This is a genomic window from Micromonospora sp. WMMD1120, assembly GCF_029626235.1.
Lineage (GTDB): Bacteria > Actinomycetota > Actinomycetes > Mycobacteriales > Micromonosporaceae > Micromonospora.
This window is the reverse complement of the sequence record NZ_JARUBO010000005.1, coordinates 331119-355346: the sequence shown is the minus strand read 5'-3', so window position 1 is coordinate 355346 and position 24228 is coordinate 331119. Positions and strand designations below refer to the sequence as shown.

General features: G+C 74.2%; 22 protein-coding genes. 15 read left to right on the top strand and 7 right to left on the bottom strand.

Annotation, left to right across the window (positions count from 1 at the left end; translation table 11 throughout):
- Nucleotides 1–75 precede the first annotated feature (75 nt).
- The 5 genes from O7634_RS01655 to O7634_RS01635 all read left to right on the top strand — a co-directional run bounded on the left by O7634_RS01655 (nucleotide 76) and on the right by O7634_RS01635 (nucleotide 4141).
- Nucleotides 76–279, top strand: a complete 204-nt coding sequence (locus tag O7634_RS01655) for a hypothetical protein (protein WP_130403226.1) — start codon at nucleotides 76–78, stop codon at nucleotides 277–279.
- Nucleotides 280–361: 82 nt separating this feature from the next.
- Nucleotides 362–1243, top strand: coding sequence for a histone (locus tag O7634_RS01650; protein WP_278148410.1), 882 nt, complete (start codon nucleotides 362–364; stop codon nucleotides 1241–1243).
- 80 nt (nucleotides 1244–1323) lie between these two features.
- Nucleotides 1324–2754 carry an RNB domain-containing ribonuclease gene (locus tag O7634_RS01645; RefSeq protein ID WP_278148409.1) on the top strand — a complete coding sequence of 477 codons (1431 nt, stop codon included), beginning with the start codon at nucleotides 1324–1326 and terminating at the stop codon, nucleotides 2752–2754.
- A 397-nt stretch (nucleotides 2755–3151) separates the two neighbouring features.
- Nucleotides 3152–3844: an NADPH-dependent F420 reductase gene (gene npdG, locus O7634_RS01640; protein WP_278148408.1), complete on the top strand. Its 693-nt coding sequence runs from the start codon at nucleotides 3152–3154 to the stop codon at nucleotides 3842–3844.
- Nucleotides 3845–3898: 54 nt separating this feature from the next.
- Complete coding sequence (locus tag O7634_RS01635; protein WP_278148407.1) at nucleotides 3899–4141, top strand: hypothetical protein; 243 nt, start codon at nucleotides 3899–3901, stop codon at nucleotides 4139–4141.
- A gap of 61 nt (nucleotides 4142–4202) precedes the next feature.
- Here O7634_RS01635 and panB read toward each other — a convergent pair whose 3' ends face one another.
- A complete protein-coding gene (gene panB, locus O7634_RS01630) occupies nucleotides 4203–5048 on the bottom strand; it encodes a 3-methyl-2-oxobutanoate hydroxymethyltransferase (protein WP_278148406.1) in 846 nt (281 codons plus the stop codon).
- Nucleotides 5049–5236: 188 nt separating this feature from the next.
- Nucleotides 5237–6994, bottom strand: coding sequence for an NAD+ synthase (locus O7634_RS01625; protein ID WP_278148405.1), 1758 nt, complete (start codon nucleotides 6992–6994; stop codon nucleotides 5237–5239).
- A 233-nt stretch (nucleotides 6995–7227) separates the two neighbouring features.
- Between O7634_RS01625 and glnA the strand changes: the two genes are divergently transcribed.
- The 4 genes from glnA (at nucleotide 7228) to O7634_RS01605 (ending at nucleotide 10366) form a co-directional block, all read left to right on the top strand.
- Nucleotides 7228–8577 (top strand): type I glutamate--ammonia ligase, encoded by a 1350-nt coding sequence (gene glnA, locus O7634_RS01620; RefSeq protein ID WP_278148404.1) that lies wholly within the window; start codon nucleotides 7228–7230, stop codon nucleotides 8575–8577.
- An 88-nt stretch (nucleotides 8578–8665) separates the two neighbouring features.
- Nucleotides 8666–9091, top strand: coding sequence for a DUF350 domain-containing protein (locus O7634_RS01615; RefSeq protein ID WP_278148403.1), 426 nt, complete (start codon nucleotides 8666–8668; stop codon nucleotides 9089–9091).
- Nucleotides 9092–9162: 71 nt separating this feature from the next.
- On the top strand, nucleotides 9163–9855 hold the full coding sequence (locus tag O7634_RS01610; RefSeq protein ID WP_278148402.1) for a WYL domain-containing protein: 693 nt from the start codon (nucleotides 9163–9165) through the stop codon (nucleotides 9853–9855).
- A gap of 133 nt (nucleotides 9856–9988) precedes the next feature.
- Nucleotides 9989–10366 carry a VOC family protein gene (locus tag O7634_RS01605; RefSeq protein ID WP_278148401.1) on the top strand — a complete coding sequence of 126 codons (378 nt, stop codon included), beginning with the start codon at nucleotides 9989–9991 and terminating at the stop codon, nucleotides 10364–10366.
- Nucleotides 10367–10573: 207 nt separating this feature from the next.
- Here O7634_RS01605 and O7634_RS01600 read toward each other — a convergent pair whose 3' ends face one another.
- The gene (locus tag O7634_RS01600) at nucleotides 10574–11035 is read right to left on the bottom strand and encodes a hypothetical protein (protein WP_278148400.1); all 462 of its coding nucleotides are present in this window, start codon (nucleotides 11033–11035) and stop codon (nucleotides 10574–10576) included.
- A gap of 175 nt (nucleotides 11036–11210) precedes the next feature.
- On the opposite strand from O7634_RS01600, the gene O7634_RS01595 reads away from it, so the two are divergent.
- Nucleotides 11211–12095: a virginiamycin B lyase gene (locus O7634_RS01595; RefSeq protein WP_278148399.1), complete on the top strand. Its 885-nt coding sequence runs from the start codon at nucleotides 11211–11213 to the stop codon at nucleotides 12093–12095.
- 113 nt (nucleotides 12096–12208) lie between these two features.
- On the opposite strand, the gene O7634_RS01590 is transcribed toward O7634_RS01595, so the two are convergent.
- Nucleotides 12209–13174, bottom strand: a complete 966-nt coding sequence (locus O7634_RS01590; RefSeq protein WP_347404235.1) for an IS30 family transposase — start codon at nucleotides 13172–13174, stop codon at nucleotides 12209–12211.
- A gap of 259 nt (nucleotides 13175–13433) precedes the next feature.
- Entirely contained in the window at nucleotides 13434–14369 is a 936-nt protein-coding gene (locus O7634_RS01585) for an LD-carboxypeptidase (protein ID WP_278148397.1), read from the bottom strand.
- Between the two features lie 101 nt (nucleotides 14370–14470).
- Here O7634_RS01585 and O7634_RS01580 point away from each other — a divergent pair, with 101 nt between their 5' ends.
- From O7634_RS01580 to mptB (O7634_RS01560), 5 genes are read left to right on the top strand one after another with little or no spacing between them, the layout of a single operon-like run.
- Nucleotides 14471–15238, top strand: a complete 768-nt coding sequence (locus tag O7634_RS01580; RefSeq protein ID WP_278148396.1) for a type 1 glutamine amidotransferase — start codon at nucleotides 14471–14473, stop codon at nucleotides 15236–15238.
- Nucleotides 15238–18276 (top strand): bifunctional [glutamine synthetase] adenylyltransferase/[glutamine synthetase]-adenylyl-L-tyrosine phosphorylase, encoded by a 3039-nt coding sequence (locus O7634_RS01575; protein ID WP_278148395.1) that lies wholly within the window; start codon nucleotides 15238–15240, stop codon nucleotides 18274–18276. Before O7634_RS01580 ends, O7634_RS01575 begins: the two co-directional genes overlap by 1 nt.
- A complete protein-coding gene (locus O7634_RS01570; RefSeq protein ID WP_278148394.1) occupies nucleotides 18269–19870 on the top strand; it encodes a hypothetical protein in 1602 nt (533 codons plus the stop codon). The genes O7634_RS01575 and O7634_RS01570 overlap by 8 nt, the downstream gene beginning before the upstream one ends.
- 47 nt (nucleotides 19871–19917) lie before the next feature.
- Nucleotides 19918–21318, top strand: a complete 1401-nt coding sequence (mptB, locus tag O7634_RS01565; RefSeq protein ID WP_278148393.1) for a polyprenol phosphomannose-dependent alpha 1,6 mannosyltransferase MptB — start codon at nucleotides 19918–19920, stop codon at nucleotides 21316–21318.
- A gap of 19 nt (nucleotides 21319–21337) precedes the next feature.
- A complete protein-coding gene (gene mptB / locus O7634_RS01560) occupies nucleotides 21338–22741 on the top strand; it encodes a polyprenol phosphomannose-dependent alpha 1,6 mannosyltransferase MptB (RefSeq protein ID WP_278148392.1) in 1404 nt (467 codons plus the stop codon).
- A 53-nt stretch (nucleotides 22742–22794) separates the two neighbouring features.
- On the opposite strand, the gene O7634_RS01555 is transcribed toward mptB (O7634_RS01560), so the two are convergent.
- Together O7634_RS01555 and O7634_RS01550 are read right to left on the bottom strand one after the other, a co-directional pair.
- Complete coding sequence (locus tag O7634_RS01555; protein WP_278148391.1) at nucleotides 22795–23802, bottom strand: hypothetical protein; 1008 nt, start codon at nucleotides 23800–23802, stop codon at nucleotides 22795–22797.
- Nucleotides 23799–24164, bottom strand: a complete 366-nt coding sequence (locus O7634_RS01550; RefSeq protein WP_278148390.1) for a PadR family transcriptional regulator — start codon at nucleotides 24162–24164, stop codon at nucleotides 23799–23801. Before O7634_RS01550 ends, O7634_RS01555 begins: the two co-directional genes overlap by 4 nt.
- Nucleotides 24165–24228 lie beyond the last annotated feature (64 nt).

Here is a 24228-nt window from a genome sequence, read left to right as displayed (position 1 = left end):
TATCTACTGTGGAGAGGGTCGGCGACTTGTGCGATCCGGTGGCGGCCGGCCGGTTCGCGGTGCACAGTGATTCCCATGAGCGACAGCGGACGTGGTGGGCAGTTCTACTGGTGCACCCGGCACCACCGGGTCGAGACGGACGCGAACGTGTGTCCGGCGAAGCATGTTCTCGGCCCGTACGACTCGGCGGCCGACGCGGAGAACGCCCTGCAACGGGTGCAGGAGCGCAACGAGGCGTGGGACGCCGAGGACGCCCGTTGGGCCGGGGAGGACAGATAGGCGGCGCGGGACGGCTCGCGCCGAGGCATTTCGTGCTCCGCGAGGACGCACGCGAGAGCACGTCCCCGAGGAGGGAACCACGATGGCCGAAGCACAGCAGGCCACCACCCGGCCGGCCGCCCGGCGCACCACCGCGAAGAAGACCGCCGCGGCGGAGCGGAACACCGCCGCGAGCCGCACCACCCCCGTACGCAAGTCCACCACGGGCGCCGCGAAGGCCCCGGCCCGCAAGGCCGCCGGTGGCGCGGGACGTGCCCCCGCCAGGAAGACCAGCACGGCGGCGAAGAAGACGACCACCACGGCGAGCGCGGCGGCCAAGAAGGCGCCGGCGAAGACCGCGACCGCCGCCCGCAAGACGACAGCCACCGCCAAGCGCACCCCCGCGTCGGCGGCGCGCAAGACCACCACCGCCGCGAGGAAGACCACCGGCACGGCGAGGAAGACGACGAGCGCGGCCACGAAGACCGGCAGCTCGGCGGCGAAGAAGACCACCGCGGCGGCCAAGGCCCCGGCCCGGAAGACCACCACCGCGGCGAAGGCCTCGGCCCGGAAGACGACCACGGCGGCGAAGGCGTCGGCCCGCAAGACGACCACGGCGGCGAAGGCGTCGGCCCGGAAGACGACCACGGCGGCGAAGGCCCCGGCGCGCAAGGCCGCGACGAAGGCGTCCGCCGTCACGAAGACGGCCGCGAAGAAGGCGCCCGCGAAGAAGACCGCGGCGACCCGTCCCAGCGGCGGCGCCCGCAAGGCGCCGGCCAGGAAGGCCCCCGCCGCGAAGGCGACGGGCACCTCCTCGACCACCGCGCGCAAGGCGGCGGCGAAGAAGGCCCCGGCGAAGAAGACCACTGCGGCCAGGACGTCGACCCGCACGGTGACCGCCGGCACGTCGGCGGCCCGCCCGGCCGCCGCGCGAACCACCACCCCGAGGGGTACGCGCGCCACCACGCGCAAGGCGACCGGCTGAGCGCGGGCCATCCCTCGCCGGGTGGATTTCCCGACCGGTCACCGGAAGCGGATCTTCCGTCGCGCTGTCAGGATTGACCCGTGGTCATCCGACGCGTACTCGCGCCCCGCATCGACTTCGGCGCGCTGCGCCGTGAGCTCGGCCTGCCCGAGGAGTTCCCGGCCGACGCCCAGCGTGAGGCCGACGAGGCGGCCGCGGCACCGCCGCGGCCGCCGGTCGACCGCACCGACGTACCGTTCGTCACCGTCGACCCGGCCACCTCCCGCGACCTGGACCAGGCGATGCACCTCGCCCGCCGTCCCGGTGGCGGCTACCGGGTGCGGTACGCGATAGCCGACGTCGCCGCGCACGTCGCTCCGGGTGGCGCGCTGGAGGCGGAGACCTGGCGGCGAGGGCAGACCATCTACCTGCCCGACGGAAACGTGCCACTGCACCCGCACACCCTCAGCGAGGGCGCCGCCAGCCTGCTGCCCGACGACGACCGGGCCGCCGTGGTCTGGACCATCGACCTGGACGCCGACGGTGGCACCCTGGCCGTCGAACTGGAGCGCGCCCTGGTCCGCAGCCGGGCGAAACTCGACTACGACGGCGTACAGGCGGCGGCCGACGCCGGGACGCTCCCCGACCCGATCGCCCTCCTGCCCGAGATCGGCGACCGGCTGACCGCCCGGGGGCTGGGTCGCGGCGCGATCAACCTGCCGCTGCCCGAACAGGATCTGGAGCCCGACGGCGCGGGCTGGCGGCTGGTGCTGCGCGCGCCGGCACCCATGGAGGAGCACAACGCGCAGATCTCCCTGCTGACCGGGATGGCCGCCGCCGACATCATGCTGGCCGGTCGGGTGGGCCTGCTGCGGACCATGCCGTCGCCGAAACCCGAGGCGGTGCAGCGGCTGCGGGCGGCCGCCGCCCCGCTGGGCGTGCGGTGGCCGGACGACCTCGGCCCGGGTCAGGTGATCGCCGCCCTGGACCCGGCCCAGCCGCGCGCCGCCGCGTTCATCGACCAGGCGGCCGAGTTGATGCGCGGCGCCGCGTACACCGCCTTCGACGGGACGGTGCCGGAGCAGCCGGAGCACGGCGGGGTCGCCGCCGCGTACGCCCATGTCACGGCGCCCTTGCGGCGACTGGCCGACCGGTACGCCACCGAGGTCTGCCTGGCCCTGCACGCGGGCCGGGAGGTGCCCGACTGGGCCCGCGCCGCGCTGCCCCGGCTGCCCGAGGTGATGGCGAGCACCGACCGGACCGCCTCGGCGGCGGCCCGGGGCGCCCTCGACCTGGCCGAGGCGGCGGTGCTGGAACACCGGGTGGGCGAGGTGTTCGACGCGGCGGTGCTGGACGTCGACGCCCCACCCAACGGCAAGTCCCGCCCCCGACCCCCGGGTGGCGTCGTCGCGCTGGACGCCCCGCCGGTCCGCGCCCGCTGCCTCGGCCAGCTTCCCCTCGGCGAACGGGTCCGGGTTCGCCTCGTCACCGCCGACCCCGCCGCCCGTACCGTCCTGTTCGAGCTGACCTGACCCCGCCCCGCGCTGCGCTGTGCCCCGCCCCGCCCCGCCCCGCCCCGCGCTGTGCCCCGCCCCGCGCTGCGCTGTGCCCCGCGCCTGCGCCGCGCTCGTGCCACCGCCGCCCGAGCGAGCACACGACCAGCGCGCCACGAGATCTTGGACAGTTTCCGATCCGGCGGAACGGAAACTGTCCAAGATCTACGGGCAACGCCCCGCCGGGCGCGGCGCTCCCCGGCGGGGACCGCCGGGCGCGGCGCCGCGCGGGCACGGGGCGGGCAGGGCGGCGCGGCTGCCGGCCCGGCGGCGGTCGGCGTTCGGTCGTCGACGTCGGCCTCGGCGGCCGTGACCGGGGACATCGTCCCGACGCGGGGCGTGGCTGCCCGGCCGGGCGGTTTGCAAGGATGAGCGCATGGCATACGACGCGAGCACGCTGCCGGACGTTTCCGGGTTGACGGTCGGCATCATCGGTGGCACCGGTGACCAGGGGCGGGGCCTCGCCTACCGGTTCGCCCGGGCCGGTCAGACGGTGCTGATCGGCTCCCGGTCCGCCGGGCGCGCCGCCGAGTCCGCCGCCGAGATCGCCGCCCTGCCCGGGGCCGGCGGCAGCGTCACGGGGGCGGCCAACGACGAGGTGGCCCGCCGCAGCGACGTGGTGATCATCGCGGTGCCGTGGGACGGGCACGCCGCCACCGTCGCCGCCCTCGCCGAGCCGTTGGCCGGCCGGATCGTCGTCGACTGCGTCAACCCGCTCGGCTTCGACAAGCAGGGGCCGTACGCGCTGCCCGTCGCCGAGGGCAGCGCCGTGCAGCAGGCTGCCGCGTTGCTGCCGGACAGCCGGGTGTGCGCGGCGTTCAACCACGTCAGCGCGCCGCTGCTGGCCGACCCGGAGATCGAGCGGATCGACCTGGACGTGCTGATCTGCACCGAGGACCGGGAGCTGGTCGGTGTGGTGGCGGCGCTCGCCGCGCGCATCCCCGGGATGCGCGGCATCTACGCCGGCCGGCTGCGCAACGCCCACCAGATCGAGGCGTTCACCGCCAACCTCATCGCCATCAACAAGCGCTACAAGGCCCACGCCGGCATCCGCGTCACCGACCTGTGATCAACTGAGCGGGCACCGGTTTGCCGCCGAGCCGACCGGGGCATCAGACCGACCATGTCCATCGATGCGGAGTCGGGCGGTGGGGCACGGACACCGTCACGACCGCGGGGAGCGCGGCGGCCGGCCCTGGCCATCGTGATCGGTCTGGCGACCGGCCTGGCGTTCGGCGCGTTCGTCCACCACTCCGGCATCGGCAGGTCCTCCGACTTCGGATCAGGGTCCATCGCCGTCGCGGCGGTCATGGGTCTGCTGGTCACGGCGGGGGCGGCCTGGACGATGTTCCACAAGGGTTGGTGATCGCCGCCGGTCCACGACCCGTCGACGGGCCGGCCGTCCCGCGACCGGCCCGTCGACCGGTCTAGAAGGTGTGCTCGGCGGCGGGGAACTCGCCGCCGCGTACCTCGTCGGCGAAGCGGCGGGTGGCGTCGGTGAGGACGTCCGCGAGGTCGGCGTAGCGTTTCACGAAGCGCGGCGCCTTGCCGGTGCGCAGGCCGGCCATGTCCTGCCAGACGAGCACCTGGGCGTCGGTGTCCGGGCCGGCGCCGATGCCGACGGTGGGGATCGGCAGCTCGTGGGTGATCTGCTTGGCGACCGCGCCCGGCACCATCTCCAGCACCACCGCGAACGCGCCCGCCTCGGCCACCGCCCGCGCGTCGGCCAGCACCTCGTCGGCGGTGTCACCCCGGCCCTGCACCCGGTAGCCGCCCAGGGTGTGCTCGCTCTGCGGGGTGAAGCCGATGTGCGCCATCACCGGGATGCCGGCGCCGACGATCGCGGCGATCTGCGCGGCGCAGCGTCGGCCGCCCTCCAGCTTCACCGCGTGACAGCCGCCCTCCTTCATGAACCGGACGGCGGTACGCAGCGCCTGGGTCGGCCCCTCCTCGTAGGAGCCGAACGGCAGGTCACCGACGACGAGGGACTGCTTCGTCGCCCGCACCACCGCCCGGACCAGCGGCAACAGGTCGTCGGTGGTGACCGGCAGGGTCGTCTCGTAGCCGAACACGTTGTTCGCCGCCGAGTCGCCGACCAGCAGCACCGGTACGCCGGCGCGGTCGAAGATCCCCGCCGTGTACTGGTCGTACGAGGTGAGCATCGGCCACCGTTCGCCGCGCTCCTTGGCGGCGATCAGGTCGCGGGTGCGGACCCGACGGGTGGCCGGTCCGCCGTACAGCGCGGTCACCTCGTGCGGAGTGGACTCGATCATGACTGTCTCCTTCCTCGAGGCCGCCTGCGCGGTCCCCGGGCTCCGCCGATCGTCGCACCGCGAGGTGGGGCGGCGGCAGGGCGCAGTGCGAGATGTCACTCCGCCGACCGCGCTCGCCGGGCGGCGAGCCTGCCGTAAGGTCGCCGGGCCGCGTCACCGGGCCCGGCAACCCCAACGGGTGTACGAGGTCAGCCGCGCTCGCGCCACCGGTTGGTGATCGGCAGCCGGCGGTCCCGGCCGAACGCCTTCATGGAGATCTTCGTGCCCGGCGCGGACTGCCGGCGCTTGTACTCGGCGGTATCCACCAGCCGCAGCACCTTGTCCACCACCGCCGGGTCGTGGCCCGACTCGATCAACCCGTCGCGGCCCAGGTCGCCGTCGACGTAGCCGATGAGGATCGGGTCCAGCACGTCGTAGTCGGGCAGGCTGTCGCTGTCGAGCTGCCCCGGGCTCAGCTCGGCGCTCGGCGGCTTGCCGATCGAGTTCTCCGGGATCGGCGCGGTCTCCCCACGCCGCTTCGCGTCGGTGTTGCGCCACTTCGCCAGTCGCCAGATCAGCGTCTTCCAGACGTCCTTCACCGGGTTGAAGCCGCCCACCGAGTCGCCGTAGAGGGTGGAGTAGCCGACCGCCAGCTCGCTCTTGTTGCCGGTGGTCAGCACCAGGTGGCCCTCCTGGTTCGACAGCGCCATCAGGATCACGCCACGGACCCGGGCCTGGAGGTTCTCCACCGCCACCCCGGACAGTGACAGGTTGGCCAGGAAACCGTCCACCATCGGCTGGATCGGCTCGACGCGGTAGTCGAGCCCGGTGCGCTTGGCCAGGTCGGCGGCGTCCTCCCGGGAGTGCTCGGAGGAGTGCTGGCTGGGCAGCGACACCCCGACCACCCGCTCCGGTCCGAGGGCGTCGACGGCGAGCGCGGCCACCACCGCCGAGTCGATGCCGCCGGAGAGGCCCAGGATCACCGACGGGAACCGGTTCTTGTTGACGTAGTCCCGCAGGCCCAGCACCAGCGCCTGCCACACCTCGGCCTCGTCGGCCACCGGCTCGATGAGCCCGCCGGTGACCGCCGGGCCGGACGGCGCGGGCGGCACGACCTCCAGCGTGTGGTGCGTGATCCGCATGCCGTCCGCCACGGTCTCCGCGTCCGGCGCGGCGCTCGCGGCCGGCAGCTCCACGTCGTGTACGAGCAGGTGCTCGACGAACTGCGGAGCCCGGGTGAGCAGTTCCCCGTCGGCGCCCACGATCATCGAGTCGCCCTCGAAGACCAGCTCGTCCTGCCCGCCGATCATGTTGACGTACGCGATGGTGGCGCCCGCCTCGGCGGCCCGGCGGCGGACCAGCGGCAGCCGGATGTCGTCCTTGTTCAGCTCGTACGGCGAGCCGTTGATGTTGACCACCAGGCCGACGCCGGCCTGCCGGGCGGCGGCGAACGGACCGCCGGCCTGCCACAGGTCCTCGCAGATGGTCAGCGCGACGTCCACCCCGCCGATCCGCACGACGGTCAGTTCGTCCCCGGAGACGAAGTAGCGGTCCTCGTCGAAGACCCCGTAGTTGGGCAGGTGGTGCTTGAAGTAGCGGGCGACCACCTCGCCCCGGTGCAGCAGCGCGGCCGCGTTGCGGGCTCCCCGGCCCGCCTCGGCGTCCCCGCTGACCTGCGGCGGCCCGTCCGCGTCCAGATAGCCGACCACGACCGGAAGGTCGCCGAGGCCGTCGGCGGCCAGGTCGGCGGCGAGCCGCCGCACGGCGGCCCGGGACGCGGCGACGAAGGAGCGCCGGAAGACCAGGTCCTCGACCGGGTAGCCGGTCAGCATCATCTCCGGGAAGAGCACCAGTTGGGCGCCGGCATCGGCGGCCCGGCGGGTCCAGGCGCGGACCAGGTCGGCGTTGCCGGCGAGGTCGCCGACGCTCGGGTTGACCTGGGACAGGGCGAGACGCAGGGTGGGCATGTCCTCATCTTGCCCCAGCCCGCTCGGCACAATCCCCACCCTCGGAGGAGACGGCCGCCACGCTGCGGCGGCACCCGCACCCGGGCGGTGTCGGCCGCTCGCCGGGCGGGACACGAGGGGACGCCGGGCGGCAGTTCGCGTAACGTCTGCGTAACCAGGCCCGGGAACACTGGGCGATCAGGTCGGGCGCAGCCCGGCCGAGGCGGAGCAGAGCGTCGCGAGGGGTTGGGGAAGTGGACCGTCAGCAGGAGTTCGTCCTCCGAACGCTGGAAGAGCGGGACATCCGGTTCGTCCGGCTGTGGTTCACCGACGTGCTGGGCACGCTCAAGAGCGTCTCGGTGGCGCCCGCCGAGCTGGAGTCGGCCTTCGAGGAGGGCATCGGCTTCGACGGCTCGGCGATCGAGGGCTTCGCGCGGGTCTTCGAATCGGACATGGTGGCCATGCCCGACCCGACCACGTTCCAGGTCTTCCCGTTCGAGGGCGGGGTCAGCGGCGAGAGCGCCCGGATGTTCTGCGACATCCTGCTGCCCGACGGCGGGCCCTCCTGGGCCGACCCCCGGCACGTGCTGCGCCGCGCGTTGTCCAAGGCCGCCGAGAAGGGCTTCACCTTCTACACCCACCCCGAGATCGAGTTCTTCCTGCTGGAGAACGGCCTGCAGGACGGCTCGCTGCCCACCCCGGTCGACACCGGCGGCTACTTCGAGCACACCACCCACGCGGTGGCCCGCGACTTCCGCCGCCAGGCGGTGCTGGCGCTGGAGCGGATCGGCATCTCGGTGGAGTTCAGCCACCACGAGGTCGCGCCCGGCCAGCAGGAGATCGACCTGCGCTACGCCGACGCGCTGACCACCGCCGACAACATCATGACCTTCCGGCACGTGGTCAAGGAGGTCGCGCTCTCCACCGGCGTGCAGGCCAGCTTCATGCCGAAGCCGTTCACCGACCAGCCGGGCAGCGGCATGCACACCCACCTGTCGCTGTTCGAGGGGGAGCGCAACGCCTTCCACGACTCCGGCGACCCGATGAAGCTGTCCAAGGTGGCGAAGTCGTTCATCGCCGGTCTGCTGGTGCACGCCCGGGAATACACGGCGGTCACCAACCAGTGGGTCAACTCGTACAAGCGGCTCTTCCCGCAGCACCTGCCCGACCGGATCACCGAGAGCCCCGCGTACGTCTGCTGGGGTCACCTCAACCGGTCCGCGCTGGTCCGGGTGCCCGCGTACGGCAAGCCCAACTCGGCCCGGGTCGAGGTCCGCTCGCTGGACTCGGCGACCAACCCGTACCTCGCCTTCGCGGTGCTGCTCGGCGCCGGCCTCAAGGGCATCGAGGAGGGGTACGAGCTGCCGCCGGGCGCCGAGGACGACGTCTGGTCGCTGACCAGCGCGGAGCGGCGGGCCATGGGCTACGAGGCGCTGCCGGAGAACCTGGCCGAGGCGATCGACGTGATGGCCGAGTCCGAGCTGGTCGCCGAGGTGCTCGGTGAGCACGTCTTCGACTTCTTCCTGCGCAACAAGCGGGCCGAGTGGGAGCAGTACCGTCGCGAGGTCACCCCGTACGAGCGGCAGCGCTACCTGGCGCTGTAGGCACAGGGGCTGACGCCCTTGCGCGCTGCCGCTATCGTCTCGATCACCGCGCCGGTACCCCTCCGGGCGGAGAGTCGGGAGGCAGTCGGTGCTGGAGGACCTGCTCAGCGGTGCCTGGCAGAGCGTCGTGTTCGGGATCGTCGGCGTCGGGCTGATGGCGGCCGGCTTCGGCCTGGTCGACCTGCTGACCCCGGGCCGGCTGCGCGACCTGATCTGGGTCGACCGCAACACCAACGCGGGGCTGCTGCTCGCCGCCAACCAGCTGGGCATCGCCGGGATCGTGTTCACCGCGATCCTGACCAGCTACAGCGACTTCGGTAAGGGGCTCGCCTCCACCGTGGTCTTCGGGCTGGTCGGGCTGGCCATCATGGCGTTGGCCTTCGTCGTGCTGGACCTGCTCACCCCGGGCAAGCTCGGTGAGGTCATCTGCTCCGCCGAGCCGCACCCGGCGGCCCGGGTCAGCGCCGCCACCCACTTCGGGGCCGCGCTGATCGTCTGCGCCTGCATCGCCTGAGCCCGCCCGCAGTCGAGGCGCGCGTCTCGGGGCGCGGGCGGTCGTCGTACCCCGGTCGTAGCGTGCCGGGTATGAACCGCACGGATCGCCTCTACGCCCTGGTCGAGGAGCTGCGGGCGGTGTCGCCACGGCCGCGCAGCGCACGGTGGTTGGCGGTGCGTTTCGAGGTCAGCAGCCGGACCATCGAGCGCGACATCGGCGCGCTCCAGCAGGCCGGGGTGCCGATCTGGGCGGAGGCCGGGCGCACCGGCGGGTACGTGCTGGATCGCGCCCACACCCTGCCGCCGGTCAACCTGACCGCCGCCGAGGCGGTCGCGATGGCCGTGGCGCTGCACCGGCTCGCCGGCACGCCGTTCGCCGGGCCGGGCGCCACCGCGCTGCGGAAGCTGGTGGCGGTGCTGCCGGCCGCCGACGCCGCCGAGGCGCACCGGCTCGCCGCCCGGGTGCACCTGGTCGGCGACGGGCCGGCCACGCCCGTCCCGGCCATCGTCGCCGACGCGGTCGCCGCGCGGCGGGTGCTGCGCATCCGGTACGCCGACCGTGCCGGCAGCGACTCGACCCGGGACGTCGAGCCGTTGGGGTACCTCGGCAACAGCCGACACTGGTACCTGTTGGCCTGGTGCCGCCTCCGCGCCGAGCTGCGGTGCTTCCGTACCGACCGGATCCGCAGCGTGCACGCGCTGCCCGACGTGGTGGTCCGGGAGTTGCGCCCGGACGACCTCGACATCCCGCACGAACGGGTTCGCCCGCTGAGCCTGGTCTGAGGGCCGTCCGGTGGTTGCCGGCGTACTCCACCGGGGTGATCCGGAAACACCGACAGGACGTTGTCGCGGACGGCTCCGAGACTGCTTCCGACGACGGCCGAACGGCCGGCACGGAAGACCCTGGAGGCAACAGATGTCCGCGACGCCCATCACGTGGTTCGAGATCGGCACCGACCGACCGGAGGAGACGGAACGCTTCTACGGTGACCTGTTCGGCTGGACCTTCGCCGAGGAGGGCGCTGCCGACGGCGGTTCCTACCGGGTGACCGGCGCCGGTGGCGACACCGGGATCGGCGGGGGAGTCCGGGCGACCGACGGGTCCACGCCGAACTACGCGATCTTCTACGCCGAGGTCACCGACGTCGCGGAGACCTGCCGGCGGGCCGAGGCGGCCGGTGGCCGGGTGCTGGTGCCGGCCCGGACCACGCCGACCGGGCTCACCCTGGCCCACCTTGTCGACCCGGCCGGGAACCGGGTCGGCGTCTTCACCTCCCCGCCCCAGCAGGGCTGACCCCCGGCCCGCGCGCGATCTGGCCCCGCCCGGGCGGGGCCTTCCCCCATCCGGGTGCAGCCTGGTCGGCGCGGCCCGGCCGGCGTGGCCTGGCCCGGCGCGGTCGGACCTCGCTCACCCGGGCTCTAGGCGGTGATCAACTCGGGTTCAAGGAAGTCGGGGTGTCCGACGGTCCCGGACACCCCGACTTCAGGAAGGGCGAGTGGATCAAGCGGGGCCGTGGCCGGCCGGGCCGCCGTGACCGCCGGCCCAGCGGTGGCCGCCAGGGCCCGGGAAGACGCCGGCCTCGACGGCCTTCGTGATGGCGTCGGCCTGCTCCTGGGTGAGCTTGCCGTCCTTGACCGCCTGGTCCAGCCGCTCCTTGAGCGCGGCCTGCCGGTCCGCTGCGGAGGGCCGATCGGGGCGGTCCGCCGGCCGGTGCTGCCCGCGGATCTTCTCCAGCGCGGCGGTCACCTTGTCGGTGGGCACACCCAACTCCTTGGCGAGCTCCTCGGCGAACTGGTTCTGCCGGTCGGCCTTCGCGCCGGGCGCCGGGGCGCTGGTGGCGTTCGGCGTCGGCGTCGGGGTGTCGGCGGCGAACGCGATCGTCGGGGCCGCGATCCCGACGCCGAGGACGCCGGCGGTGGCCAGACCGGCCAGCAGGTGCTTCCTACGGATGGTGCGGGACATGCTCTCCTCCAGAGACTCGGTAGTCCTGCGATGTCGTCACCGACAGTGGCCGGGAAGCCTGGGTGCGAGCCGTGGCGATCCTGTCAGCGGGCTGACAGTCCTGGCGTATAAAACGGTTGTGTCGGCACCGGCCCGCCGGTCACTGTGGCGAATCGCCCACGGAAGGACACCGCTCGTGACGACTGTCGACATTCGGGAGATTCCGCTCGTCGAGCCGGGCGCGGGACCGTACGGCATCACGGCCGGCTCCGACGGCGCGCTGTGGCTGACGCTGGTCCATGCCGGCGCGATCGCCCGTCTGGGGGTCGACGGCGACGTCCGGACCTACCCGCTGGACCCGCCCGGTGGTCGCCCGTTGATCATCACGGCGGGCCCGGACGACGCGCTCTGGTTCACCCGCTCGGGGGACGACCGGATCGGCCGGATCAGCGTCGACGGTGCGCAGCGCACGATCACCCTGCCGGCCGGCACCGGGCCGGGCGGCATCGCCGCCGGCCCCGACGGCGCGCTCTGGTACGCCGGGATGACCTCCGACTCGATCGGACGGGTGGACACCGACGGTGCCGTCACCACGGTCCCGTTGCCGGTGACCGGCGGCTTCGCCTCGATGATCACCGCCGGCGCGGACCGGGCGCTGTGGTTCACGCTCAACCGTGCGAACGCGATCGGCCGGATCGACCTCGACGGCGCCGTGACCCTCCACCCGCTACCAACCCCGGACGCCGGCCCGGTCGGCATCACCCTCGGCCCGGACGGTGCCGTCTGGTTCGTCGAGATCACCGCCGGTCAGCTCGGCCGGATCACCCCGGACGGCCGGATCGTCGAGATCCCGCTGCCGGACCGCACGGCCCGTCCGCACGGGATCGTGGCCGACCCGGCCGGCGGAGTCTGGTTCACCGAGTGGGCCGCCAACCGCATCGGCCATCTCGACGCCGACGGCCGCTTCACCCACCACGACCTACCCACCCCCGGTGCCGAACCGCACGGCCTCACCCACACCCCCACCGGCGTCTGGGCGGCCCTGGAAACCGGCGCCCTAGCCGTCCTACCCACCCCCTAACCCCACCCACCCACCCACCCACCCGGCCCGGCCCCAGCCCGCCGGTCTCGCCCCGTTGATCATGAAGTTATCGCCGTGACACGCCGCTTGGGGTCAAGGGGTGAGTGCAATCGTTAGGCGGCGATGAGGTGGTCTAGGCGTTCGGCTGGGGTTGCCCAGTCGAGTGTTTGGCGGGGGCGGGTGTTCAGTTCGTGGGCGATCTCGTCGAGGCCGCTCTGGTTGATGCTGCGGAAGTCGTAGCTGCCTTTGGGGAAGTACTGGCGTAGCAGGCCGTTGGTGTTCTCGTTGCTGCCGCGTTGCCAGGGGCTGTGGGGGTCGCAGAAGTAGACCGGGCAGCCGGTGGCGACGGTGAAGACCGCGTGGGCGGCCATCTCGCTGCCTTGGTCCCAGGTCAGTGAGCGGCGTAGGTGCGTCGGTAGTCGGGCGGTGAGGTCGGTGAGCACGCCGATGACGGCTTCGGTGTCACGCCCGTGCGGCAGCGCGCCGAGCATCACGTAGCGGGTGGCGCGTTCGACCAGTGTCACGATCGCCGAGCGGCCGCCCTTGCCGATGACCAGATCACCTTCCCAGTGACCCGGCACGGCCCGGTCGGTGGCCTCGGCGGGCCGGTTACTGATGTGCAGGTCCCCGATCCAGGGGCGGCGGCCCCGATCCGCTGCCGCCAGCCGCGACTGGGCACGCCGGTCGGCGCGTCCCGAGCGCAGAGCGACCTGCCGAGTCAACTCCTCCCGCAGGCTGCCCCGCGACTGAACGTAGATCGCCTGGTAGATCGTCTCGTGAGACACCTGCAACTCCGGCCGGTCAGCGAACATGGCCCGCAGCCACGCGGCGATCTGCGTCGGAGACCACCTACGCGCCAGTCTGCCCCGCACCACCTGCCGCAGCCGCGTCCCGGCCCCCAACTTCGTCGCCTTCGGCCGACGCCGCGCCGCGTCAGCACGCCGCTGCGCCCACTGCGCCTGATACCCCCACCGATACGGCGCCCGAGCCCGCCCCGACGGCAACGACCGCCCCAACGGGTTCTTCGTCCCATGCCGGGCACTGTGATACCGGCCCACCTCCCGCGAGACCGTGCTCACCGACACCCCGAGCACACCCGCGATCTGCGAAATCGTCCGCCCTGCCCCCCACAGATGCTCCAACACCTGCCGATGCCCAAACGTCACCACACCCGGCCTCGCCACCAGCACCCCCAGCCCAACCAAGATCAGTTGCACTGAAGCCTAGAAACCACCCCGTGCCGAAGGGCCATAACTTCATGATCAACGGGGCGGGGTGGGGCGGGGCGGGGTGGGGCGGGGCGGGGGACAGGGGCGGGGGCGGGGCGGGAGGGTGGGGTTACTGGACTGCGGGGGGGACCGTGAGGGTTTGGGTTTCGGTGTTGAGGGTTGCTTCGGTGCCGATCGGGACCGTCAGTTGGTGGGGGCCGTGGCCGATGGGGAGGCCGCCCAGGACGGGTACGCCCAGGTCGCCGAGGCGGTCGGTGAGGACGTCGACGATCGTGGTGTCCCACCCGTCGCCGCAGTCGGTGAACTGCCCGACCGCCACGCCGGCCAGCCCGTCCAGGGCACCGGCCCGGCGCAGGTGGGTGAGCATCCGGTCGACCTTGTACGGGGGCTCCTGCACGTCCTCGATCAGCAGCACCGCGCCGGTCAGGTCGGGCAGGTCCGGGGTGCCGATAGACGCGGCGATCAGGCACAGGTTGCCGCCGAGCAGGGTGCCGCTGGCCTGGCCCGGGACGCGTACGTCGTAGGTCTCCTCGGTGGGCACCGCGCTGATCGACACCGGTTCGGTGGTCATCAGCGCGTGGTGCAGGGACTCCGCGGAGCGCAGCGGGGTCCGCTCGTCCCGCCAGGCGGCCCCCGGGCCGTGCACCCCGGTCAACCGGGCGCCCCGCCAGAGGGCGAGCTGCAACGCGGTGATGTCGGAGAAGCCGGCCACCACCTTCGGGTCGCGGCGGACGGCGGCCATGTCGATGGCGTCCACGATCCGCTGTGCGCCGTACCCGCCCCGGGTGCAGATGATCCCGCGTACCCCGGGGTCGGCGAACGCGGCGTTCAGGTCGGCGGCGCGCAGCTCGTCGGTGCCGGCGAGGTAGCCGTGCCGGGCGTACGCGTTCGGTGCCGGCACCGGCCGCAGGCCCCACCCGGTGAGCAACTCGATGCCCCGGGCCACCCGTTCCGCCGACGTCGGCCCGGACGGTGACACCAGCATCACCGTGTCACCCGGTCGCAGCACGGGTGGGCGGACGACGGCGGTGTCCTCGCTGATCACAACCGTAGAGCCTAACCACGACGCCCGCGCGGGCGCCCAGCGAGCGGCACGGACCCGTGGCGGGGCGAGGCGGTGTCCGACGCACCGGCTAGCCTCGACCTGTGGCAACCGCGCTGGTGATCGAGAACGACCCGACGGACGACGCGCGCCGGTTGGGTGAGTGGCTGACCGAGGCTGGGCTGGAGCTGTGGGTGGTCCGCCCGCACGCCGGCGATGAACTCCCCGCCGACCTGGAGGGTTACGCGGCGCTCGTGGTGCTCGGTGGTGACCAACAGGCGTACCCGCTGCCGGACGGCTCGCCCGGCGCCCCCTGGTTTCCCGCCGTGGAGGGCCTGCTGCGCAAGGCGGTCCGGCACCGGGTGCCCACCCTGGCCGTCTGCCTGGGCGCGCAGCTGCTCGCCACCGCGCACGCCGGGCTCGTCGAGCGCAGCCCGTCCGGGCCGGAGATCGGCCCCAGCGTCGTCGGCCGGCGCGACGCCGCCGAGCATGATCCGCTGTTCCGGTACGTGCCGCTGATCCCGGACGTCCTCCAGTGGCACGCCGACGAGATCACCGAGCTGCCCCGGGGCGCCACCCTGCTGGCCGCGTCCACCCGCTACCCGCACCAGGCGTTCCGCCTCGGTGACCGGGCCTGGGGTTTGCAGTTCCACATCGAGTGCGACGCCGAGATGATCGCGGGCTGGGCCACCGATTCGGCCCAGCTCGCCGAGCTGGGCTACGACCCGGAGCTGGTGGTGGCGGCCTGCGCCGCGGTGCTGGCCGACGTCGAGGAGGTGTGGCAGCCGTTCGCCGCCCGGTTCGCCGCGCTGGCCCTCGGCGAGTTGGACGACAGCGCCACGCGGCGCGGCCTGCCGTTGCTCGGGCACTGATGAGCCGGCCGACCAGGGCACCGGGCCGGCTCGCCCGGTACGGATTCGGCACCGCCGAGGGCGACGGCGGCGCGCGAGCCGCGGACCTGCTCGGCCCGGACGGGCTGGGGCTGTGGGGGCCGGCCGAGCAGGAGCCGGTCGACGAACCGGCCGCCGAACTGCTCGCCGCGCTGTCCCGGGCCGCCGACCCGGACCTGGCGCTGCGCCAACTGCACCGCATCGTCGAGGCCGAGGGCCGGACGACCGACGGCGGCGGCCGGGCGCCGCTCCTCGCGGAGCTGCATGGCGACCCCGGGCTGCGGCGACGGCTGGTGGCGGTGCTCGGCGCCTCGTCGGCGCTCGGCGACCACCTGGTGGCGCACCCGGAGCACTGTCGGACACTGGCCACCGCGGCCGACGGCCTGCCACCGGCCGCCGAGGGCCGGCTGGAGCCGGTCGACGGCGTCAACCCTGTCGACGGCGTCAACCCGGTGGCGGCGCTGCGGATCGCGTACCGGATGGCGCTGTTGCGGATCGCGGCGGCCGACCTCACCGGCGGGCGCGGCCTGGAGCAGACGATGGCCGCGCTCTCCGCGCTGGCCGACGCGACGCTGACCACCGCGTACGAGATCGCCGTCGGGGAGCTGGCGGAGGGCACCGAGCGGCCCCGGCTCGCCGTCGTCGCGATGGGCAAGTGCGGCGGTGGCGAGCTGAACTACGTCTCCGATGTGGACGTCATCTTCGTGGCCGCCGAGGACGCCGACCTGCCCGCCGCGACGGTGGTGGCCACCCGGCTGATCCAGGTCTGCGGGCTGGTCGCCTGGCCGGTGGACGCCGCGCTGCGTCCCGAGGGCAGCCGGGGCCCGCTGGTCCGGACCCTCGCCAGCCACCTGGCGTACTACCGGAGGTGGGCCCGGACCTGGGAGTTCCAGGCGCTGCTCAAGGCCCGGCCGGCCGCCGGCGACCTGCCGCTGGGCCAGGAGTGGATCGACCAGCTCGCGCCGCTGGTCTGGCGGGCCGCCGAGCGGCCCGAGGCGGTCGAGGACGTCCGCGCGATGCGCCGCCGGATCATCGACAACATCCCGCCGAAGGAGCTGGAGCGCGAGATCAAACGCGGTCCCGGCGGGCTGCGGGACATCGAGTTCGCCGTCCAACTGCTGCAACTCGTGCACGGCCGGGTCGACGAGACGCTGCGACCACCCGGCACGATCCCGGCGCTGCGCGCGCTCGTCGCGGGCGGCTACGTCGGGCGGGCCGACGGCGAGGCGCTGCTGCGCGGCTACCGCTTCCTGCGCACCGTCGAGCACCGGCTCCAGCTCCAGGGCCTGCGGCGCACGCACACGGTGCCCGCCGAGACGGGCGCGCTGCGCTGGCTCGCCGCCGCGCTGGGCTTCACCGCCACGCCGGGGCGCAGCGCCGTGGAGAGCTTCCGGGCCGAGTGGGTCACCCACGCCACCGAGGTACGACGACTGCACGCCAAACTGCTCTACCGGCCGCTGCTGGAGTCGGTGGCCCGGGTGCCGGCGGACGGGCTGCGGCTCACCCCGGAGGCCGCCCGCAACCGGTTGGAGATCCTGGGCTTCGCCGACCCGGCCGGGGCGCTGCGGCACCTCCAGGCGCTGACCGGCGGAGTGAGCCGCACCGCCGCCATCCAGCGCACGTTGCTGCCGGTGCTGCTCGACGAGTTCGCCGACGCGCCGGAGCCGGACCGGGGGCTGCTGAACTACCGCACGGTGTCCGACAAACTCGGCAGCACCCCGTGGTATCTGCGGCTGCTGCGCGACGGCGGCCCGGTAGCCCGCCGGCTCGCCCGCGTCCTCGCGCTGTCCCGGTACGTCGCCGACCTGCTGGCCAGCGACCCGGAGGCGCTGCGGCTGCTGGCCGAGGAGAACGAGCTGGCGCCGCGCCCGCGCGAGGTCCTCCGGGAGGGATTCCTGGCGGCGGCGGCCCGGCACACCGACCCGGTCGAGGCGACCCGCGCGGTGCGGGCGCTGCGCCGCCGCGAACTGTTCCGGGTGGCCTGCGCCGACGTGCTCTGCCGGGCGGGCGCGCTCGCCCCCACCCCCAGCCGTCCGGACGGCACGAGTCGGCCCGCCCCCGGCCTGGCCGACGTCACCGCCGTCGGCACGGCGCTCGCCGACGTCACCGACGCCACACTCGCCGCCGCGCTGCGCGCCGCCCGGGCCAGCCAGCCGGCGCCGGAGGGTCTGCGGTTCGCGGTGATCGGCATGGGCCGGCTCGGCGGGTACGAGTCGAACTACCTCTCCGACGCCGACGTGCTCTTCGTCTACGACCCGCCCGCCGGGGTCAGCGAGAGCGCCGCCAGCGCCGCCGCGCACGCGATCGCGGAGGAGCTGCGCCGGCTGCTCGGCGTACCCGCCGCCGACCCGCCGCTGGGCGTCGACGCCGACCTGCGCCCGGAGGGCCGGCAGGGTCCGCTGGTCCGCAGCCTCGCCGCGTACGCGCAGTACTACGCGCGCTGGTCGCGGGTGTGGGAGGCCCAGGCGCTGCTGCGCGCCCGGTTCGTCTGCGGCGACGCCGACCTGGGTGCCGAGTTCGAGAAGATGATCGAGCCGGTCCGCTACCCGGCCGCCGGGCTGACCCGTGAGCAGATCGTCGAGATCCGACGGATCAAGGCGCGGGTGGAGACCGAGCGGCTGCCCCGGGGCGCCGACCCGGCCACCAACACGAAGCTCGGTCGCGGCCGGCTGGCCGACGTGGAGTGGGCGGTGCAGCTCGTCCAACTGCGGCACGCGGGCGCGATCCCGACGCTGCGCGGCACGCGTACCCTCGATGCCCTCGCGGCGGCCGAGCGGGCCGGCCTGATCGACCCGGCGGACGCCGCGGAGATGGCCGCCGGGTGGTCCCTGGCCGCCCAGGTCCGCAACGCGTTGATGCTGGTCCGGGGCCGGGCCGGCGACCAGTTGCCGCGGCACGGGGTGGAGTTGGCCGGCGTGGTCCGGCTGCTCGGGCGGGACGACCCGGGGGAGTTCCTGGACGAGTTCCTGCGCGTCGGCCGCCGCTCCCGCGCCGCTACCGAACGGGTCCTCGATGCCTAACGCGTCGCCCCGCGTCGCCGGGGCGGCGGCGACCGGGGCGGCGCTGCTGCTCGCCGTCGCGTTCCTGCTCGCGCCGCCGATGGGCACCGACCTCGCCGCCCAGGTTGCCCGCGCCGAATTCACCGAACGGTACGGGGCCGCGCCGATCGACTTCGGCTGGTACGGCGGCGTCAACCAGTACGGCTACAGCCTGTTCACGGCCCGGTGGGGCGCGCTGATCGGGGTGCGGCCGCTGGGGGCGGTCGCCGCCGTCGTCGGCGCGGCGGCGCTGGGGTGGCTGTTCGCCCGCAACCGGGCCCGTCGACCGCTGCTGGCCGGGGTCCTCGGCGCTGTGGTGCTGGTCGGCAACCTGGCCAGCGGTCGCGTCACCTTCGCCGTCGGGCTGGCGTTCGGGCTGCTGGCGCTCTGCGCGGTCAGCGCGGAACGCCCGCCGCGCGGGGTCCGGCTGGCGCTCGCCGCCCTCTGCGCGGCCCTGGCGACGGCGGCGAGCCCGGTCGCCGGCCTGTTCACCGGGCTGGCCGGCGCGGCGGTGCTGCTGTCCGCGCTGCGGACCGGCGACGGGCCGGGTCGCCCGCTGCCCGGCGGATGGCGCGCGGAGCGACCGCTGGGGGAGGGGTTCGTCCTGGCCGTGGCGCCCGCCGTCACGCTGGCCCCGATAGCGGCCCTCTTCGGCAACGGCGGCACCCAGCCGTACTCGGCCGAGTCCATGCGCATCAACGTGGCCCTCGCGGTGCTGGTGGCGGTCGTGCTGCCACGCCGCCGCCGGGTGCTGCGCGTCGGCGCGGCGCTCACCGTGCTGCTCCTGGTCGGGGCGTACTACCTGCCCAGCCCGATCGGGTCCAACGCCTTGCGCCTGCCGCTGCTCTTCGCGCTGCCCGTGCTCGCCGGGTACGCGCCGCTGCCCGCGCCGTGGCTCGCCGGGCTGCTCGCCGCCACCGTCTGGTGGCAGTCCCCGGTGATGACCAGTGACGTGACCCGGGCCGGCTCGCCGGAGAGCGCCGAGACGTTCTACCGGCCGCTCGTCGCGGAACTCGACAGGCTGCCGCCGACCGGCCGGATCGAGGTGGTGCCGCTGCGCGACCACTGGGAGTCCGCGTACCTGCCGCCGACGGTGCCGCTGGCGCGCGGTTGGGAACGCCAGGTCGACAGCGACCGCAACGCGCTGTTCTACGACGGCAGCCTGACCGCGCAGACGTACGAGCGGTGGCTGCGCCGCGAGGCGGTGACCCACGTGGCGCTCGCCCCGGACGCCCCCGCCGACCGGTGGGGGCGCGACGAGGCCGCGCTGATCCGCGCCGGCCTGCCGTACCTGCGGGAGGTCTGGCGGGACCCGACCTGGCGGCTGTACGAGGTGGCCGACCCGACCCCGCTGGTCGGAGCCCCGGGTCGCCTCGTGGCCGCCGACCGGGGCGCGGTCCGGCTCACCGCCGAACCCGGGGACGTGCCGGTCCGGGTGCGCTGGTCCCGCTGGTTGACGCTGAGCGGCCCGGACGGCTGCCTGCGGCCCGACGCGGACGGGTGGACCGAGGCACGCGTCCGCGCCGCCGGCGACTACGCCATCTCCAGCGCCCTGCGACCCGAGGGGCACTGCTGACGGTGCTGCCGTCGGCCCCACGAACGCGTGCTGGCAGCATGTCGGGCGTGCCTTCCCACCTCGCGCGCTGGACCGGCCTGGCCGGCTCGACGCTGCTCGCGCTCTCCGCCTTCCTCGGCGGGGCGTTCCCCGGCGGCCCGTTGCGCAGCACCCCGGTCAGCATCTGGCAGGGACCGCACGGTCCGCTGATCCTGGCCGCCTGGGCGGTCGGCACCGGCCTGCTCGCGTACGCCTGGTGGGCGCTGCGCGACGGCGGACCGTCCACACGCTGGGCGCTGGTCACCGTGGGACTCTGGCTGCTGCCGCTGCTCGTCGCGCCGCCGTTCGGCAGCCGGGACGTCTACGCGTACGCCTGCCAGGGGGCCAGCTTCGTCGGCGGGCTCAGCCCGTACGAGCACGGCGTCTCCGCGCTGCCCTGCCCCTGGCTGGACTCGGTGTCGGTCATCTGGCGGGACACCCCAGCGCCGTACGGGCCGCTGTTCGTGCTGCTGGCGGGCGCGGTGGTCGAGGCGACCGGCTCGCTGACCGCCAGCATCGTGCTGTTCCGGGCGCTGTCGCTGGCCGGCGTGCTCTGCGCCGCGTGGGCCCTGCCGGCGCTGGCGCGCCGGGCCGGTGTGCCGCCGCGCCGGGCGGTGTGGCTGGCGCTCGGCTCCCCGCTCGTCGCCGCGCACCTGATCGGCGGCCCGCACAACGACGTGCTGATGCTCGCCGCGGTGGTCGGCGGGCTGGCCGTGGTGGCGGCCCACCCGGGCCGGCGCGGAATGCTGCTGCTCGGTGGGTTGCTCCTCGGACTCGCGGTGGCGATCAAGGTGACCGCCGTGGTGGTGGTGCCGTTCGCCGCGCTGGCCGCGACCGCCGGCCCGTACCGGATCAGGACGCTGATCCGCGACGGCGGCTGGGTGGTCGGCGGCACCCTCGTCGCCGTCGTCGGGGTGACCGTCGCCGGCGGGCTGGACTTCGGCTGGATCGGCGGGTTGTCCCAGGGCGGGGCGGCCGTCGCCTGGACCTCCCCGTCGACGGCCGTCGGCCAGACCATCGGCTACCTGGCGGCCCCGTTCGGCGCGCACATCGACGCATTGCCGGTGACCCGGGGGATCGCCGTGGTCCTGCTGGCCGTGCTGTTGGTCTGGCTCTGGTGGCGGGCCCGCACCCGCGACCCGCTGTACCACGCCGGTCTGGCGCTCGCCCTCACCGTCGCGCTCGCCCCCGTGGTGCACCCCTGGTACTGGACCTGGCCGTTGTTCGTGCTCGCGGCCACCGCCCAGCGGACCAGATGGTTCATCGTGGTCGCGGTGGTCGCGTCGTTCCTGGTGCTGCCGGACGGGACCGGGCTGCCCCGGTACACCAAGACGGTCGGTGCGCCACTGATGACGCTGTTGGTGATCGTGCTGGTCATCCGGTTGGTACGGTCGGCTCGGGCGACCCGTCAGGCGGTCGCCGCCGACTGAGGGACGGTGCGCCGGTCTTGTGGGGTGGGCTGGCGTTGTTCGGTGGGTCGGGCTGGTCGGTGCGGTCCTGCTCGCCGTGGCCGGGTATCTCGGCGGGGCTCTGCCCGACGCCCCGTTCGGCGCGACACCGCAGTCGATCTGGCGCGCCCCGGGCGGCCCGGCGACGCTGACCTGCTGGCTGGTCGGCACCGCCCTGCTGGTCGGGGCGTGGTGGTCGCTGCGCGACGGCACCCCGTCGACCCGGTGGGCGTACCTCACCGCCGGCCTGTGGGCGCTGCCGCTGCTGGTCGCGCCGCCGCTGGGCAGCCGGGACGTCTACTCGTACGCCTGCCAGGGCTGGACCTACGCGCACGGCGTCGACCCGTACGCGGTGGGGGTGGCGGCGGCGGGCTGCCCGTGGTTGGACACCGTCGCGCCGATCTGGCGGGACACCCCGGCGCCGTACGGACCGGTGTTCGTGCTGCTCGCGGCGCTCGCCGTCACGTTCGGCGGCGGGCTCACCGGCACGCTGGTGCTGCTGCGGGTGATCGCCGTGGCGGGGTTGGTGCTGGCCGCAGCCTGCCTGCCCGCTCTGGCCCGCGCCGCCCGGGTGCCGACCCGGCGAGCCGCCTGGCTGGCGCTGGCCGGGCCGCTGGTCGGCGTACACCTGGTCGCCGGGGCGCACAACGACGCGGTGATGCTGGGCCTGCTGCTGTGCGGGCTGCTGGTGGCGGTCCGCCGACCGGGTCAGCCTCCGGCGTTGCTGCTGGCCGGGGCGCTGCTCGGGCTGGCGGTCACGGTGAAGGCCACCGCCGTGGTGGTGGTGCCGTTCGCCGTGCTGGCCGGGGTGCGACGCGCGTACACGGTGCGGGCACTGGTGTGCGGCGGAGGTTGGCTGGCCGGAGGGCTCGTCGGCGCGGTGCTGGTCACCTCGGCGCTGTCCAGGCTCGGCTTCGGCTGGGTGGGCGCGCTCACCCACAGCGGTGACTCGGAGCAGTGGACGTCGCCACCCACCGCCGTCGGGTTCGTGGTGGACTACGTCGGCGCGCTGGTCGGTCGGGACCCGCAGGCGGTACCGGTGATCCGCGCGGTCGCCCTGCTCCTGCTCGCCGGTGTGCTGGTGGTGCTCTGGTACCGAACGTGGCGGGCACTGCGCCGACTTGACGACGCCCGGGTGGTATTGCGCGGCGCGGCGCTGGCGCTGGTCGCCACCGTCGTCCTGTCCCCGGTCTTCCACCCCTGGTACGCCACCTGGCCCCTCGCGCTGGTCGCGCTGACCGCTCTACGGACGACGTGGTACGCGGTCCCGGCCGCCGTGGCGGCCTTCCTCGCCCTGCCGGACGGCACGAACCTGGCCCGCTTCACCAAGGCCCCCGGCGCGCTGGCGATGACCGCGCTGCTTCTGACCGTCCTCCTCCGCGTCACCCGCCGCCGGCCTCATTGATCATGAGGTTGACGGGGACAACCCGGACGGGAACCTCGCCAACCTCATGATCGTCAGGGTCGTGGGGTCACGCTCGTGCTCGCTCGCGCGCCGCAGGTGGGGCACTGTTGTTCGGAAAGCTGGGGCGTGGAGGTCCGGCGGGAGCGGAACAGAACGGTCAGGAACAGCGCGGCCGGACCGGCGACGGCGACAGCGAGAGAGGTCACGGCCAGTTCTGCGAAGGTGATGGCGCCGTACGCCGGGCCGAAGCTGTCGGCCAGGCCGGGCACCGCCAGGAAGCCGGCGGGGGTGAGCAGGGTGACGAGCGCCCAGCCGCCGCGGGTGTCCCCGCCCAGTGCCAGACCCATGGCCAGCAGAGCCCCGACGACCAGCAACAGTCCGCCGACGGTGGGCAAAAAGATCTCCAGGGTGGCGCCGTAGTAGGTGCCGACCGCATCCAAGCCCACCAGGAATTCCGTCGCCATCACCGCCGACAGTGCGGACAGCGCCGGCGCGAGACGGATCGCCCGGCAGGGTCGGTCGGGCAGGGCGAGCCCCAGCAGGCCCAGGACCATTTGCGGCAGCAGCACCATCAGCGGTGGTCGGAATGCGTCGAGCGCTGCGGCCACCGGTGGCAGCGCCATCGTGAGCAGGAGCGCGAGGGTGATGGCCCACCGGGCGACCCGGCTCGGCGCGACGGCGATCACCATCGCCGTCAGCAGCCATGCCGCCCACGTGACGACACCGATCGAGACGAACGGGCCGACGTGGGGGACGCCCCACTCGGCAGGCGGCGGATGCAGCTCTGCCGTACCCCAGACGCCGGCGAGAGCGCTCGCGGTGACCAGAGCCAGCAGCGCCGCGAGGCGTACCCCCGGGATCAGCCCGGTGACGCCCGCGGCCCGCAGCCGCTGGCGGAGGCCGCCGCGCACCAGGTCCGCGGCGGCCGCCGGCGTCGGCCAACGTTGGTCAGGGGTGGCCAGGTCGAGGTAGGTGCCGACGATTTCTGCGCCGCGGGCGCGCCGGTAGTCGGCGGGGTACGCGCGCAGCAGCCGGAGGTAACGGCGTTCCAGCTCGTTCATGCCAGCCCTCCGGCCGCGCGCGGGATGGTCCGGAGAGTGACACGAGTCCGCTTGGACAACCGGCTCGTGGCGGCTTCGACGTTGCGGCGCAGCCGCTCGGTCTCGCTGCTCAACGTGGTCTCACCGCTGGTGGAGAGGCGGTAGTAGCGGCGCAGTCGGCCGTCCACCACCTCTTCCCGGTCGACCTCGACGAGGCCTGCGTCGACGAGTCGGTCGAGCGCCCCGTAGAGCGTCCCGGGGCGTAGCGACACGCGGTTGTCGGAGAGGGCGGCGACCTCACCGATCAGCCCGTAGCCGTGCATCGGCTGGGCGGCCAGCGCGGTGAGGATCAGGAAGGTCGGTTCGCGTAGAGGTGTGTCCACACGGAGCAATGTATCGGACGCGAAGGTATACCGGGGGGCGGCGCACAGTGAGCCGGGCCGGCTC